Below are 13,276 nucleotides of genomic sequence, written 5' to 3' on the forward strand. Positions count from 1 at the left end.
CATGCAGAGTCCGCTCTTCAGCTACACCGAACAGCAGTCCCAGGATCGGTACATCGTGCAGAACCCGCAGTTGCTGCGGGTCTCGCTCACCGGCCATGACGACGTCCTCGCCCGCAAGGGCGCCATGGTCGCGTACCAGGGGCTGATGGACTTCGACGGCGAGTACCAGTCGAACAACCAGCGGCGAGCCCGTGCCAACACCGGTGAGGGCCTGGACCTGATGCGCTGCTCCGGGCAGGGCACGGTCTACCTTGCCAACCTCGCGCAGTACATCCACGTCGTGGACGTCGACCAGGACGGCATGACGGTCGACAGCGCCTATGTCCTGGCGCTCGACTCCACGCTGCACACCGAGGTCATCGCGGTGGACAGTCAGTACGGCATCTCCGGCTCCGGGAAGTACCAGCTCAATATCTCCGGCCGGGGCAAGGTCGCGCTGATGACCTCGGGCCAGCCGCTGATGATGCAGGTCACGCCGGACAAGTACGTCAACGCGGACGCCGACGCGATCGTGGCCTGGTCCTCCGCGCTGCGGGTGCAGATGCAGGCGCAGACACACTCCTCCGGCGTACGGCGGAGGCGCGGCAACACCGGCGAGGGCTGGGAGCTCAGCTTCCTCGGCCAGGGCTTCGCGCTGGTGCAGCCCAGTGAGGTCATGCCGCCGCAGAGTGCGGAGATCGGACAGGGTCTGCGCGCCCAGTACGGCGTGGGCCAGCAAGGGGCCCACGCTCAGAACCAGAACAACGCCTGGAACTGACACGCACCAGGCACACAGGTAAGGGGCAGCCTCAAAAGAGGCCGCCCCTTACTCATGCCCCCTTACTCAAGCCTCGTACTCATGAACTGCTCGCGACAGCGCCGCGCGCGTACGCTCAAGCAGCCGTACGACCGACTCGTCGGCCACACCCGCCACCTCGTCGTACGCGAACCAGCGCAGATCCAGTGACTCCTCGCTGATCTCTTCGACCGCCCCGGCCGGAGCCAGCGCCGCATACTGCACATCGAGATGCCAGTGGCAGGGCGCCGGAATCGCATGCCGGTCCAGCCGCACAGGACCACCGGGCAGCAGGGTCAGCCCCTGGATCCCGGACTCCTCCGTGGCTTCGCGCAGCGCGGCCAGAGCCAGTGTCGCGTCATCCGGTTCGCAGTGGCCGCCCATCTGCAGCCACATGCCGAGCTTCTTGTGCAGCGTCAGCAGCACCCGGCCGCGCTCCGCGTCGATCACCAGCGCGCTCGCCGTGACATGCCCGGCCTCGCAGGCCTTCCACATTCCGTCCGGGTGCGCCGCCAGATGGTCCAGATAGACCTGCCGCAGCTCCTCCTGGTCCTCGTAGCTCTTCAGTACGAGTACGGCGTCGTCGTACAGGCTCACTGGTCCTTGTCGCCCTCGTCGTCCTTGGTGCTCTTCTCGACGTCGTCCTTGTCGAGATTCGGCTTGCTGCCGCCGCCCGCGGCCTCGCCGAGCATCTTGTCCAGCTCCGAGAAGTCGAGCTGCTCACGGTGGACGAAGCCGTCCGGATCGTCCAGGTCGGTGGCCGTCGGCAGCATGTCAGGGTGCTCCCACAGTCCGTCGCGCCCGTCCACGCCCCGTGCGTCGGTGAGCGAGGCCCACAGTCGCGAGGCGTCCCGGAGTCGGCGCGGACGCAGCTGAAGACCGATCAGTGTCGCGAACGTCTGCTCGGCGGGACCGCCGGAGGCCCGGCGCCTGCGCAGCGTCTCGCGCAGGGCGTCCGCCGACGTCAGACGGGTCGAGGCCGCCTCGTGCACCACCGCGTCGACCCAGCCCTCGACCAGCGCGAGCGCGGTCTCCAGACGGGCCAGCGCCGCCTTCTGCTCCGCGGTGTCCTCCGGCTGGAACATGCCCTGCTGGAGAGCGTCCTGCAGCTGCTCGGGATGCGTCGGGTCGAACTGGCCGACCACGTCCTCCAGCTTGCTCGTGTCGACCTTGATCCCGCGGGCGTACCCCTCGACCGCGCCGAACAGATGCGAGCGCAGCCACGGCACATGGGCGAAGAGCCGCTGGTGGGCGGCCTCGCGCAGGGCCAGATACAGCCGCACCTCTTCCTTCGGCACGCCGAGGTCCTTGCCGAACACCTCGATGTTCAACGGCAGCAGAGCGGCCTTGCCGGCCGGGCCGAGCGGCAGGCCGATATCGGTCGAGCCGACCACCTCGCCCGCGAGCACACCGACGGCCTGCCCGATCTGCTGGCCGAACATTGCGCCGCCCATGGAGCGCATCATTCCGATCAGCGGGCCCGCCATGGCCTGCATCTCCTCGGGCAGCACATCACCCATGGCCAGGCCGACACGCTCGGCGACCGGGTCGACGAGCTGCTGCCACGCCGGGAGCGTCGCCTCGACCCACTCGGCACGGCTCCACGCCACGGCGGTGTTCGCACCGGAGGGCAGCGAAGTCGCTCCGTCCAGCCACAGGTCGGCGAGCCGCACGGCCTCCTCGACCGCGGTGCGCTCGGCCGGGCCCACGCTCTCGTCCTTGGTGCCGTCCGGTGTGCCCTGCGAGACCGTCTGACGCGCGATCTGCTTGGCCATGTCCCAGTTCACGGGACCGCCCTCGTAGCTCAGCATCTGGCCGAGCTGCTGGAAGGCCGCGCCCAGGTCGTTCGGGTTCAGCGAACCGAACATCGCGGCGAACGGATTGTCCCCGCCGCCCTCACCGGTACCGAACCCGAAAGGATTGGGCGGGAACTGCCCGCCGGAGCCCTGGCCACCTCCGGCGGGATCCTTCTTCTTGCCCTCGTCGCCGTTCTCCGGCTCCTCCGGCGGAAGGCCGAATCCGAATGGGGTGTCACTCACGGGTTTCCTCGGCTCGTAGGGCCGCCGGCTTCCTGCCGACGGCGACTGCCCGACAACACCACCCAGCGTAGACATCCGGGCCGCATATGGGCTCGGTGCTCCGCCGACTCTTGGCCTGCGGCAGGATGGACGCCACCTGGTACGTACGCGTCATTCGCGTACGTACTGAAGACAACCGCTGGAGACGCCTGGTGAGTTCCCCAGATCCGCAGGTTCGCGCAGCGCGAAACCACTCAACCCCGGCCTCGGGCCGCGGGTCCAACGGCCGTGGTCCCGTCGTCGCGGTCACCGGCGCCGCCTCGGGCGTCGGTGATCTGCTTGTCCGGCGGCTGGCCGCGTCCGAGGAGGTCAAGCAGGTCGTCGCCATCGACGAGCGCCGGGGCGAGGTCTCCGAGGCGCAGTGGCACATCCTCGACGTACGTGACCCGGCCATCGCGGAGAAGCTGCGCGGCGCCGACGTGGTGGTGCACCTGGCCCTCGATCTCGACCTGGAGACCGACTCGGCCGCCCGTACGGCGTACAACGTGCGCGGTACACAGACCGTCCTGACCGCCGCCGCGGCGGCCGGCGTCCACCGGGTCGTCCTGTGCACCTCGGCGATGGTCTACGGTGCGCTGCCCGACAACGACATCCCGCTCTCCGAGGACGCGGAGCTGCGCGCCACCGCCGAGGCCACGGGCGTCGGTGACCTGCTGGAGATCGAGCGCCTGGGCCGCCGGGCACCCCGCGCCCACCCCGGGCTCAACGTCACGGTGGTAAGACCCGCCGTCCTGGTGGGCGGTACTGACACCGCGCTCACCCGCTACTTCGAGTCGCCGCGCCTGCTCGTGGTCGCCGGATCGCGTCCCACCTGGCAGTTCTGCCATGTCGAGGACCTGGTGAGCGCGCTTGAGTACGCAGCACTGGAGAAGGTCGACGGGGAGCTCGCGGTCGGCTGCGACGGCTGGCTGGAGCAGGAGGAGGTCGAGGAGCTCAGCGGCATCCGCCGGATGGAGCTGCCGTCGGCGGTCGCCCTGGGTGCCGCGGCCCGGCTCCACCGGATCGGCCTGACCCCGTCCCCGGCGGGGGACCTGGCGTACACCATGCACCCCTGGGTGGTCAGTGTGAGCCGGCTCCACGACGCGGGATGGCGACCTGAGTGGACCAACGAGGAGGTCCTGGCCGCGCTGCTGGAGGAGGTGGAGGGCCGCCACACCGTCGCGGGCCGCCGCCTGGGCCGCAAGGACGCCACGGCGGCGGGTGCGGCGGGTGCGACGGTCGCGCTGCTCGGCACGGCGGCCCTGGTGCGGCGTGCCCGTAAGGCGCGGCGCCGTATCTAGCCGCCTGCGAGCCGCCTGCGAGCCGTCTGTAGGAGGCTCCAAGGCGGCCCGCCCCCGACCGGTCGAAAGAGCTATTCCGCGTTGTCAGTGCGGTGCGGCACGATGGAAGGCATGGCAAGCACCTACGACCACCCCGGCGAGCAAGCGGCGGACGACCCCATCCGGCTGCTGGCGATCCGCGACACCCCGCTCTCCGTCGACGAGGTCTTCGCGGCCGTCGGCGACGACGCGACGGGCGGCACCGCGCTGTTCGTCGGCACCGTGCGCAACCACGACGGTGGCGCCGATGTCGACACCCTTGGGTACTCCTGCCATCCCACGGCCGAGGCCGAGATGCGCCGGATCGCGGAGAAGGTCGCGGTGGAATTCCCCGTTCGGGCGCTTGCCGCCGTCCACCGTGTGGGTGACTTGGAGGTCGGGGATCTGGCGGTCGTGGTCGCCGTGTCATGCCCTCATCGCGGGGAGGCCTTCGAGGCCTGCAGGAAGCTGATCGACGACCTCAAGCACGAGGTGCCGATCTGGAAGCACCAGAAGTTCTCCGACGGTACGGAGGAGTGGGTCGGGGCCTGCTGAAACCCTGACGGAGCTCAAGCACCCCGATTTGCGTAACCGCCTCCCTGCCATGAGCGTTGGACTGGCAGATGGCTAATCTGCTGATCACTCAGTTGGGTTTGCTCATGGGGTAGGGAGGTCGTGATGGCAGCACTCGCTTGGTTGCTGATTCCGCTTTTCGCTGCCGTCGGTGCTGCGATATGGGGAAGCTGGGCTTCACGGAACCGGACGACCGGGGATGTGGCCGAGCTTGCCGGATATGCGCGGTTCCGCGACGCGATGGAGAAGACAGACTCCGGTTCTGATGCCGCATGACCCGGGTATGACCCGGCCGCCGGCCGTACGCAGTTGCCAAGTCGCCACGTACGGACCGGCCCCGACGGTGGTCTGACAGACCCGTCCCGTACTGTCGTTCCATGCCACGCCGCACCGCGACGATGCTCGCCTCCACCCTCACTTTCATTGCGCTGCTCTGCGCAGGGGTGTTCATCCCAGTGCCGTACTCGGAGATGTCGCCCGGGCCGACGGTGAACACCCTGGGCGCGGCCGGTGGAGAGCCGGTGCTGCAGATCTCCGGCCGCAAGACATACCCGACCACCGGTCACCTCAACATGACCACGGTGAGGGTCACCGGTGCGGACTACAAGATGAACATCGTCGAGGCGGTCTACGGCTGGCTGGCCCACGACAACGTGGTGGTGCCGCACGACACGCTCTACCCGGACGGGAAGACGGAAGAGCAGTCCACGCAGGAGAACGCCGAGGAATTCACCCAGTCGCAGGAGAGCGCGAAGGTTGCCGCGCTGGAGCAGCTGAAGATCCCGGTGAAGTCGCGGGTCGTGGTCTCCACGGTGCTCAAGAACACGCCTTCGGAGAACCGGCTGCACGCGGGTGACGTCATCCGGGCCGTGGACGGCACGCCGGTGAAGGAGCCGGCCGACGTCGCCAAGCTGGTCGTGAAGCACAAGCCCGGCGAGGACGTCGTCTTCACGATCGTGCCGGCGAAGGATGCGGCGGCGGCGGAGAAGGCCGGGAAGGAGCCCCGGACCACCGAGAAGGTCACGATCACCACGGTGAAGTCGGCCAAGGGCGACCGGGCGATCGTTGGCATCCAGGCCGGGACCGACCACACGTTCCCGTTCGCCGTCAACATCAACCTGGCGGATGTGGGCGGCCCGAGTGCGGGCCTGATGTTCGCCCTCGGCATCGTCGACAAGCTCACGCCGCAGGATCTGACGGGCGGGAAGTTCGTCGCGGGCACGGGGACGATCGACGACAAGGGCAAGGTCGGGCCGATCGGCGGCATCGAGATGAAACTGGTCGGCGCGCGGAACGCCGGGGCGGAGTACTTCTTGACGCCCGGTGACAACTGCGCGGCGGCGGCGTCGGACATCCCGGACGGACTGACGCTGGTGAAGGTGAACACGATCGCCGATGCGACGACGTCGCTGCAGAAGATCAAGTCGGGGGACACGGCGGGGCTGCCGGGCTGCGCGGCGAGCTGAGGCCGGGGGCGCTTCGTCTGGACGCCCCTTCCCGAACCTGCCCCGCCCTTTCCCGAAGCTGGGGGAAGCCCCCCAGAGCCCCTGAGCGCGCGTGCTGCGCCCAGCTCCCGGCCCTGACCCGCGGCCGGCCACGCCCCTACAGCAGACCGCCGTACCCGATCCCTCACGATCCGGTACGGCGGTGCCATCAACAGTCGTCGTTACGCCTCGAACGTCGCCGCAAGCGCCTCCGCCAGGCCCGGCACCAGGTCCGAGCCCGTCAGGACCTCCGTCGGGGAGTCCTTTTCACGCAGGCGTACAGCCGACTCGCGGGCGCCGTCGCGCAGGACCGCCACTGTCATGCGGACCTCCTGTCGGTTCGGGTGGGCGGCGACCCACTTGGTGAGGGCCGCTTCGTCGAGGCCGTCCGGGACGGAGGACTCCGCGGACGGTGGGAGCATCAGGCGCTCCACCGTCAGCGCGCAGCCGGCCACCGCCTCCGGCCAGGCGATCGTGGCGAGGAACTCGTCCAGCGCCTTCCCGGCGGGGATTTCGTCCTGCTCGATCGGGGTGAGCGGCGCAGCCGCCTCGTCGCCGTCGAGGCCGAGCTGGGCCGCGAGGCCCGGCTCCTGGGAGCGCAGGTGGGCGGTGTCGACGAGTGCGAAGAGCCTGGCCGGCTGGTCCCAGCCGAGCCCTGATGCGTACTCGTCGATTTCGAGCACGGCGCGGGTGAGCGGGCTCGCGGCCATCGGGGGGCCGGAAGAGGAAACGTTGGACATGGCCAATATCCTGCCTCCTTCCGGGCCCGAGACGGGAACTAGGTAAAGCCTTAGTAAGTTGCATCAGTGGGCTCTACGATCGCGGGGCCCGTTTTCACACGACCGCGAACTTCGAGGTGCGCACGTTGGCTTTCCAGATGCCGGACCGCGGCGGAGGCCCGACCGGGCCACGGATCAGAGTGGGCCGGCCGTCCCGGCGTGTCCGCACCCTGCTCATGACACTGGGCGTGCTGGCCGTGCTGGCCATGGCTTTCGTCATGTTCGCCGGGTTCTGGACCGACTGGCTCTGGTACCGCTCGGTCAACTACTCCTCCGTCTTCACCACCACCCTGTGGACCAAGATCGGGCTGTTCGCGGTCTTCGGGCTGCTGATGGCCACAGCCGTCGGCGTGAATATCTGGCTCGCGCACCGGCTGCGGCCGCCGCTGAGCGCCATGTCGCTGGAGCAGCAGAGTCTTGACCGCTACCGGATGGGCATCGCCCCGTACAAGAAGTGGGTGCTCCTCGCGATCACCGCTCTCGTCGGGCTGATCGCCGGAGCCTCCGCCACCGGTCAGTGGCGCACCTGGCTGATGTGGGTCAATGGCGTCTCCTTCGGTCAGAAGGACCCGCAGTTCCAGATGGACGTGTCGTTCTACGCGTTCGATCTGCCCTGGTACCGGTTCATGCTCGGCTTCGGCTTCGCGGCCGCCGTGCTCTCGCTGATCGCCGCTGCGCTGACCCACTATTTGTACGGCGGACTGCGTATCACCAGCCCCGGCGCGCGGGCGACGGGCGCGGCCACCGGTCATCTCTCGGTGCTGCTCGGTGTCTTCGTATCGCTCAAGGCCGTCGCGTACTGGCTCGACCGGTACGGCCTTGCGGTGAAGTCCAGCGACTTCAAGGCCACCGGCAATTGGACGGGTCTGCGCTACGTCGACGCCAACGCCTATCTCCCGGCGAAGACGATCCTCTTCTGCATCGCGGTCATCTGCGCTCTGCTCTTCTTCGCGACGCTCTGGCGCCGGACTTGGCAGCTGCCGGTGATCGGCTTCGGGCTGATGGTCCTGTCGGCGATCCTCATCGGCGGCCTCTACCCGGCGATCGTGCAGAAGTTCCAGGTCCAGCCGAACGAGCAGGCCAAGGAAAGCCCGTACATCAAGAAGAACATCGAGGCCACGCGGCACGCGTACGGAATCGACAACGCCAACCCGGAGGACTACTCCGGTAAGGGCGACCCCAAGCGGAAGGCCCAGCAGCGCGCCGACGCCCCCACGGCGGCCAGCTACCGCCTGGTCGACTCGAACGTCGTCTCGCCCGCCTTCCAGCAGCTCCAGCAGGAGCGCAAGTACTACCAGTTCCCCGCGACTCTGGACGTCGACCGGTACCCCGGAACCGACGGCAAGCCGCAGGACACGGTCATCGGTCTGCGTGAGCTCAACATCAAGGGCATCCAGAAGCGCAACTGGATCAACGACCACTTCACGTACACCCACGGCTACGGCGCGATCGCGGCCAAGGGCACGAACACCATCACGGACCCGGACAAGGGCACCGTCGGCTCGCCCGACTTCACCGAGTCCGGGCTGCCGACCAGCGGCCAGCTCGGCAAGTACGAGCAGCGGATCTACTACGGCGAGAAGACCGAGCAGTACTCCATCGTCGGTGGCCCGCAGAAGGAGCTCGACTACGAGAAGAACGGCGAGGAGACCACCAGCTACGAGGGCAAGGGCGGGGTCAACCTCTCCAACCCGCTGAACCGCGCCGCGTACGCCGTCGCCTTCAGCGAGCCGCAGATCCTCTACTCGGGAGCAGTCGGCGAGGGCTCGCGGATTCTCTACAACCGCACGCCCAAGGAGCGCGTCGAGGCGGTCGCGCCCTGGCTGACCATTGACGGCGACGCCTACCCGGCGGTCGTCGACCACCGCATCCAGTGGATCGTCGACGCGTACACCACGACCAACGGCTATCCCTACGCCTCCCGTACGACGCTGGGGGACACCACCGCCGACTCGCTGACCACCAATCAGCGTGCGGTCGTCGCGCAGCAGAACCAGGTCAACTACATCCGCAACTCGGTGAAGGCCACCGTCGACGCGTACGACGGCACGGTCAACCTGTACCAGTGGGACACCAAGGACCCGGTGCTGAAGACCTGGATGAAGGCGTTCCCCGGCACGGTGAAGGCGAAGGACAAGATCTCGTCCGACCTCAAGGCCCATCTGCGGTACCCGCAGGACATGTTCAAGGTGCAGCGCGAGCTGCTCACCCGGTACCACGTCACCGAGCCCGAGCAGTTCTACAGCGGCAGTGACGCCTGGCAGGTGCCGGACGACCCGACGAACAAGGACACCAGCGCCGTTCCGCCGTACTACCTGAGCCTCAAGATGCCCGGGGACCAGGCGCAGAAGTTCTCTCTGACGACGACGTTCACGCCGGCCGGACGCCCCAACCTGGGTGCGTTCATGGCGGTCGACGCCGATGCCAACAGCGACAAGTACGGCACGATAAGGCTGTTGAGAGTCACCGAGACGGTGCAGGGTCCACAACAGGTGCAGAGTGAGCTCAACGGTGTGCCGGAGGTCGCGACCTTCGTCAGAGACCTCAGGGGCACCGACTCCGACATCGAGTACGGCAACCTGCTGACAGTGCCGCTGGACGGCGGCTTCCTCTATATCGAGCCGGTGTACGCACGAGGCGGCAGCGCGAACTATCCGCTGCTGAAGAAGGTCGCTGTCGCCTACGGCGGAGGCAAACCGGTCTTCAAGGACAGCCTCACGGAGGCGCTCAACGCGGTCTTCGAGCAGAACGTCGCCGAGCCACCGACGACGACACCGCCACCGGGCGACACCACAAAGCCGCCGGCGACCGGTGACGCCGCGCTGAAGGGCGCCATCGCGGACGCCCAGAAGGCGTACGACGATGCCCAGGCGGCACTCGACAAGAAGCCGACGGACTGGGAGGCGTACGGCAAGGCGCAGGCTGCCCTGCAGGACGCGCTGGAGCGAGCCGCGGCGGCTCAGAGCAAGCCCAGTCCGGCGACCACCCCCAAGGGCGGCTGAGCAGGGGCCATCCCGCGTCGTGGTACGGTTGCAACACAACGACGCGGGGTGGAGCAGCTCGGTAGCTCGCTGGGCTCATAACCCAGAGGTCGCAGGTTCAAATCCTGTCCCCGCTACTGAAGAAGAACAGGGCCCGAATCCTTTGAGGATTCGGGCCCTGTTCGTGCGTATGTGCTGCCGGTGAGAAGTGTGTGCCGCGCGGGGCGAGTTGGGCCTGAGCGTGTTTGACTTGTCCATCTGTGGGCATGTCGACAAAACGCTGAAGTGACCTCACTGGCTGCGGTATACCAGGTGTACGCGGGTTGCGGGTGGTGCGACGATGGAATTTATGGGGGACAGGGCAACTCTGTTGAAGACAGGGCGGTTTGTGCAGCGGCATGCCGGAGGCGTGGCGGACGCGATCGGCGCGGGCGACGCTGTTGTCAACGTTGACAACGTTGACACTGCCGGTGCCGGTGCCGGTGCCGGTGCCGGTGGCGGTGAAGGCGTCGACTCCGTTTCCGTGGAGACCGCGGGAAGCGAGGCGCGCCACCGGCGTGCCGCCGACGGCGGCGACACCGCGTCGATGAGCGTGCTCGGCGCGCTGCTGCTGCGCCGCGGCGACCTCGACGGCGCCGAGCCCTACCTGCGTGGCGCGACCGCCGACGGCGACCGCGCCGCCGCCAACAATCTCGGTGTCCTCCTCCACCAGCGTGGGTACGCCGACGAGGCGGCCGGGTGGTGGCGTATCGCGGCCGTCGCAGGTTCCGCGGCGGCGGCGCACGCCCTGGGGCGTCACTTCCGTGAGCGCGGCGACGAGCCCGCCGCGGAGTACTGGCTGCGCCAGTCCGCCGAACAGGGCCACGCGCTGGGCGCGTACGCCCTTGCCGATCTTCTGGAGCACCGCAGCGACGCGGGCGCCGAGCAGTGGCTGCGCGCGGCGGCCGAGCAGGGGCACCGCGAGGCGGCGTACCGGCTGGCCCGTGTGCTGGAGCGGCTGGCGGCGGAGGAGGCTCGCGAGGGCGGGGACGTGGGCCTGCGGATGGGGCGTGCGGGAGGGATCGGCTCGGTCGATCAGGGCGTCGTGAAGCCTGTCGAGACGGGCGCGGGCGCGGGTCGTGCAGGGCGTGCGGGGGAGTTCGGCTCGGTCGATCAGGACGACGTGAAGCCTGTCGGGACGGGCGCGGGTCGTGCGGGGCGTACGGGGGAGGCCGGCGCCGTCGGACAGGACGACGTGAAGCACGACGGCCTGGCTGCGGGCGGCGGCGATGACGTCGAGCTGTCCGTGCTCGACGAGGCCGTGCAGTGGTACCGGCAGGCCGCCGCTCGCGGGCACCGGCGGGCCGCGCTGCATCTCGGCGCGATCCTCGAGAAGCGTGGCGAGTTCAAGGAGGCCGGTCGCTGGTACCTCACGTCCGCCAAGGACGGAGAGGCCCGCGCAGCCTGCGCGCTCGGGTTCCTGCTCCGGGACGCGGGCGACGAGGAGAGCGCCGCCGTCTGGTGGCTGCGTGCCGCGCAGGACGGTGACGGCAACGCCGCCAACGCCCTCGGCGCGCTGCACGCCGCCCGCGGGGAGCAGCAGACCGCCGAGCGCTGGTACCGCGCCGCCATGGACGCGGGTGACGTCAACGGTGCGTACAACCTCGGGCTGCTCTGCGCCGCCCAGGACCGTACGCCGCAGGCCGAGCAGTGGTACCGCCGTGCCGCCTACGCAGGGCACCGTGAGGCCGCCAACGCGCTCGCCGTACTCCTTCTGCAGGCCGGCGACGCGACGGGTGCCGAGCCCTGGTTCTCCAAGGCTGCCGAGGCCGGCAGCGTCGACGCGGCGTTCAATCTGGGCATCCTCTACGTCGGCCGTGACGACGACCGTACGGCTCTGACCTGGTACGAGAGGGCAGCCGCAGCCGGTCACACCGAGGCCGCGCTGCAGGTAGGCATCGCGCTGCTCAGGGACGGTGACGAGCAGGCCGCCGAGCGCCATCTGCGCTGCGCGGCGGGCGGCGGCAGCGCCGAGGCCGCCTTCCGTCTCGCCACCGTGCTCGATTCCCGCCAGCCGCCGCCCGGGCCGCCCGCGCTCGGCGAGGCGACGGCGGAGAAGAGCGAGTGCGAGGAGTGGTACGAGCGGGCCGCCGAGCAGGGGCACCGCCGTGCCCAGGTGCGGGTCGGCATGCTGGCCGCCGCCCGTGGCGACATGGTGGACGCCGCCCGCTGGTACCGGGAGGCGGCGGAGGCAGGCAGCCGCAACGGTGCCTTCAACCTCGGGCTGCTTCTCGCCCGCGAGGGCAATGAGCGCGAGGCGGCGCTGTGGTGGTGCCGCGCGGCCCGTGCGGGGCACGGCCGGGCCGCGCTGCGCCTGGCGCTGCTCGCCGCCCGCAGGGGTGAGCTGACCGAGGGCCAGCGGTGGTGCGCACGGGCCGTCGAGCTGGGTCCCGCCGAGGTGGCGGAGAGGGCCGCGCGGCTGCGCGAGGCGCTGCACCAGGAGCTCACGGCGTAGCGCTGCGGGCTCATGGCGTACCGCCGACTATCGATTTGCGCTGGTCGGCGGGGTGACGTAATGTTGTGTTCACCGACGCGGGGTGGAGCAGCTCGGTAGCTCGCTGGGCTCATAACCCAGAGGTCGCAGGTTCAAATCCTGTCCCCGCTACTGACAGACAAGGGCCCGGATCCATCAGGATCCGGGCCTTTGTCGTAGCCGCATGCCGGTAAGGCGGATCAGGCCGGTCAGGCGGGCCAGGCGCTGAAGGCCTTCTCCACGGCTGCGGAACGACTGCCCGCGGACCACGACGAAGGGTCCGGCACGAAGGGCCCGGCACCTCTCGGGTGCCGGGCCCTTCGTGAAGGTATGTGTGTCAGGCGGCCGCGCAGTTCGGGCACGTGCCCCGGTACGTCACCTCGACGCCCGAGACCGTGAAGCCGAAGCGCTCCGCGTCCGGGAGGTCGGCCAGCGGGTTGCCCACGGGGTGTACGTCGCGGATCGCGCCGCACTGGGCGCAGACCAGGTGCTGGTGCGGCCGGTGCGCGTTCGGGTCGTACCGCTTGGCGCGGCGGTCGGTCGACACCTCGATGACTTCGCCGAGGCTCACCAGCTCACCCAGCGTGTTGTAGACGGTCGCCCGGGAGATCTCGGGCAGCCTCGTCACGGCACGCGCGTGCACCTCGTCGGCCGTCAGGTGGACGTGGTCGCCGTCGAGGACCTCTGCCACGACACGCCGCTGTGCCGTCATGCGCCAGCCGCGTCCGCGAAGTCGTTCCAACAGGTCACTCATAAGGACAAGCCTAACAGTGAAGGGAACCAGGTTCCGAACAGG

11 protein-coding genes and 2 tRNA genes are annotated in these 13,276 nt (G+C 69.2%); 9 read left to right on the top strand and 4 right to left on the bottom strand.

The features are described from left to right. The first annotated feature begins 1 nt into the window (after window position 1). On the top strand, window positions 2–757 hold the full coding sequence (locus ACFYXH_RS04170) for an AIM24 family protein (RefSeq protein ID WP_389560396.1): 756 nt from the start codon (window positions 2–4) through the stop codon (window positions 755–757). Between the two features lie 66 nt (window positions 758–823). Here ACFYXH_RS04170 and ACFYXH_RS04175 read toward each other — a convergent pair whose 3' ends face one another. Both ACFYXH_RS04175 and ACFYXH_RS04180 read right to left on the bottom strand, forming a co-directional pair. Then, window positions 824–1,372 (bottom strand): NUDIX hydrolase, encoded by a 549-nt coding sequence (locus ACFYXH_RS04175; protein ID WP_389560397.1) that lies wholly within the window; start codon window positions 1,370–1,372, stop codon window positions 824–826. Then, window positions 1,369–2,814: a zinc-dependent metalloprotease gene (locus ACFYXH_RS04180; protein ID WP_389560398.1), complete on the bottom strand. Its 1,446-nt coding sequence runs from the start codon at window positions 2,812–2,814 to the stop codon at window positions 1,369–1,371. Before ACFYXH_RS04180 ends, ACFYXH_RS04175 begins: the two co-directional genes overlap by 4 nt. A 191-nt stretch (window positions 2,815–3,005) precedes the next feature. Here ACFYXH_RS04180 and ACFYXH_RS04185 point away from each other — a divergent pair, with 191 nt between their 5' ends. The 4 genes from ACFYXH_RS04185 to ACFYXH_RS04200 all read left to right on the top strand — a co-directional run bounded on the left by ACFYXH_RS04185 (window position 3,006) and on the right by ACFYXH_RS04200 (window position 6,190). Then, window positions 3,006–4,133, top strand: a complete 1,128-nt coding sequence (locus tag ACFYXH_RS04185; protein ID WP_389560400.1) for an SDR family oxidoreductase — start codon at window positions 3,006–3,008, stop codon at window positions 4,131–4,133. 111 nt (window positions 4,134–4,244) lie between these two features. Beyond that, the gene (locus ACFYXH_RS04190; RefSeq protein ID WP_389560402.1) at window positions 4,245–4,706 is read left to right on the top strand and encodes a molybdenum cofactor biosynthesis protein MoaE; all 462 of its coding nucleotides are present in this window, start codon (window positions 4,245–4,247) and stop codon (window positions 4,704–4,706) included. 123 nt (window positions 4,707–4,829) lie between these two features. Further along, the gene (locus ACFYXH_RS04195) at window positions 4,830–5,000 is read left to right on the top strand and encodes a hypothetical protein (protein ID WP_327325954.1); all 171 of its coding nucleotides are present in this window, start codon (window positions 4,830–4,832) and stop codon (window positions 4,998–5,000) included. Between the two features lie 101 nt (window positions 5,001–5,101). Further along, on the top strand, window positions 5,102–6,190 hold the full coding sequence (locus ACFYXH_RS04200; protein WP_389560404.1) for a PDZ domain-containing protein: 1,089 nt from the start codon (window positions 5,102–5,104) through the stop codon (window positions 6,188–6,190). A 200-nt stretch (window positions 6,191–6,390) separates the two neighbouring features. Here the strand turns inward: ACFYXH_RS04200 and ACFYXH_RS04205 are convergent, their stop codons facing one another. Continuing rightward, window positions 6,391–6,948: a PPA1309 family protein gene (locus ACFYXH_RS04205; RefSeq protein ID WP_389560406.1), complete on the bottom strand. Its 558-nt coding sequence runs from the start codon at window positions 6,946–6,948 to the stop codon at window positions 6,391–6,393. Window positions 6,949–7,085: 137 nt separating this feature from the next. Between ACFYXH_RS04205 and ACFYXH_RS04210 the strand changes: the two genes are divergently transcribed. The 4 genes from ACFYXH_RS04210 to ACFYXH_RS04225 all read left to right on the top strand — a co-directional run bounded on the left by ACFYXH_RS04210 (window position 7,086) and on the right by ACFYXH_RS04225 (window position 12,612). Beyond that, window positions 7,086–9,989: a UPF0182 family protein gene (locus tag ACFYXH_RS04210; RefSeq protein ID WP_389560656.1), complete on the top strand. Its 2,904-nt coding sequence runs from the start codon at window positions 7,086–7,088 to the stop codon at window positions 9,987–9,989. Between the two features lie 42 nt (window positions 9,990–10,031). Next, window positions 10,032–10,105 (top strand) — tRNA-Met (locus ACFYXH_RS04215). 203 nt (window positions 10,106–10,308) lie between these two features. After that, on the top strand, window positions 10,309–12,462 hold the full coding sequence (locus ACFYXH_RS04220; protein ID WP_389560408.1) for a tetratricopeptide repeat protein: 2,154 nt from the start codon (window positions 10,309–10,311) through the stop codon (window positions 12,460–12,462). 76 nt (window positions 12,463–12,538) lie between these two features. Continuing rightward, window positions 12,539–12,612: transfer RNA gene (locus tag ACFYXH_RS04225), tRNA-Met, on the top strand. A 205-nt stretch (window positions 12,613–12,817) separates the two neighbouring features. Here the strand turns inward: ACFYXH_RS04225 and ACFYXH_RS04230 are convergent. Continuing rightward, a complete protein-coding gene (locus ACFYXH_RS04230; protein ID WP_362686508.1) occupies window positions 12,818–13,234 on the bottom strand; it encodes a Fur family transcriptional regulator in 417 nt (138 codons plus the stop codon). Between the last annotated feature and the right edge of the window lie 42 nt (window positions 13,235–13,276).

Origin of the sequence: Streptomyces sp. NPDC002730 (assembly GCF_042888805.1) — a bacterium.
GTDB lineage: Bacteria > Actinomycetota > Actinomycetes > Streptomycetales > Streptomycetaceae > Streptomyces.

What these genes read in the sequence shown, in the direction of transcription:
- ACFYXH_RS04170 (WP_389560396.1), top strand. Translation starts at nt 2, where the DNA reads ATGCAGAGTCCGCTCTTCAGCTACACCGAACAGCAGTCCCAGGATCGG.
- ACFYXH_RS04190 (WP_389560402.1), top strand. Translation starts at nt 4,245, where the DNA reads ATGGCAAGCACCTACGACCACCCCGGCGAGCAAGCGGCGGACGACCCC.
- ACFYXH_RS04195 (WP_327325954.1), top strand. Translation starts at nt 4,830, where the DNA reads ATGGCAGCACTCGCTTGGTTGCTGATTCCGCTTTTCGCTGCCGTCGGT.
- ACFYXH_RS04200 (WP_389560404.1), top strand. Translation starts at nt 5,102, where the DNA reads ATGCCACGCCGCACCGCGACGATGCTCGCCTCCACCCTCACTTTCATT.
- ACFYXH_RS04205 (WP_389560406.1), bottom strand. Translation starts at nt 6,948, where the DNA reads ATGTCCAACGTTTCCTCTTCCGGCCCCCCGATGGCCGCGAGCCCGCTC.
- ACFYXH_RS04210 (WP_389560656.1), top strand. Translation starts at nt 7,086, where the DNA reads ATGCCGGACCGCGGCGGAGGCCCGACCGGGCCACGGATCAGAGTGGGC.
- ACFYXH_RS04220 (WP_389560408.1), top strand. Translation starts at nt 10,309, where the DNA reads ATGGAATTTATGGGGGACAGGGCAACTCTGTTGAAGACAGGGCGGTTT.
- ACFYXH_RS04230 (WP_362686508.1), bottom strand. Translation starts at nt 13,234, where the DNA reads ATGAGTGACCTGTTGGAACGACTTCGCGGACGCGGCTGGCGCATGACG.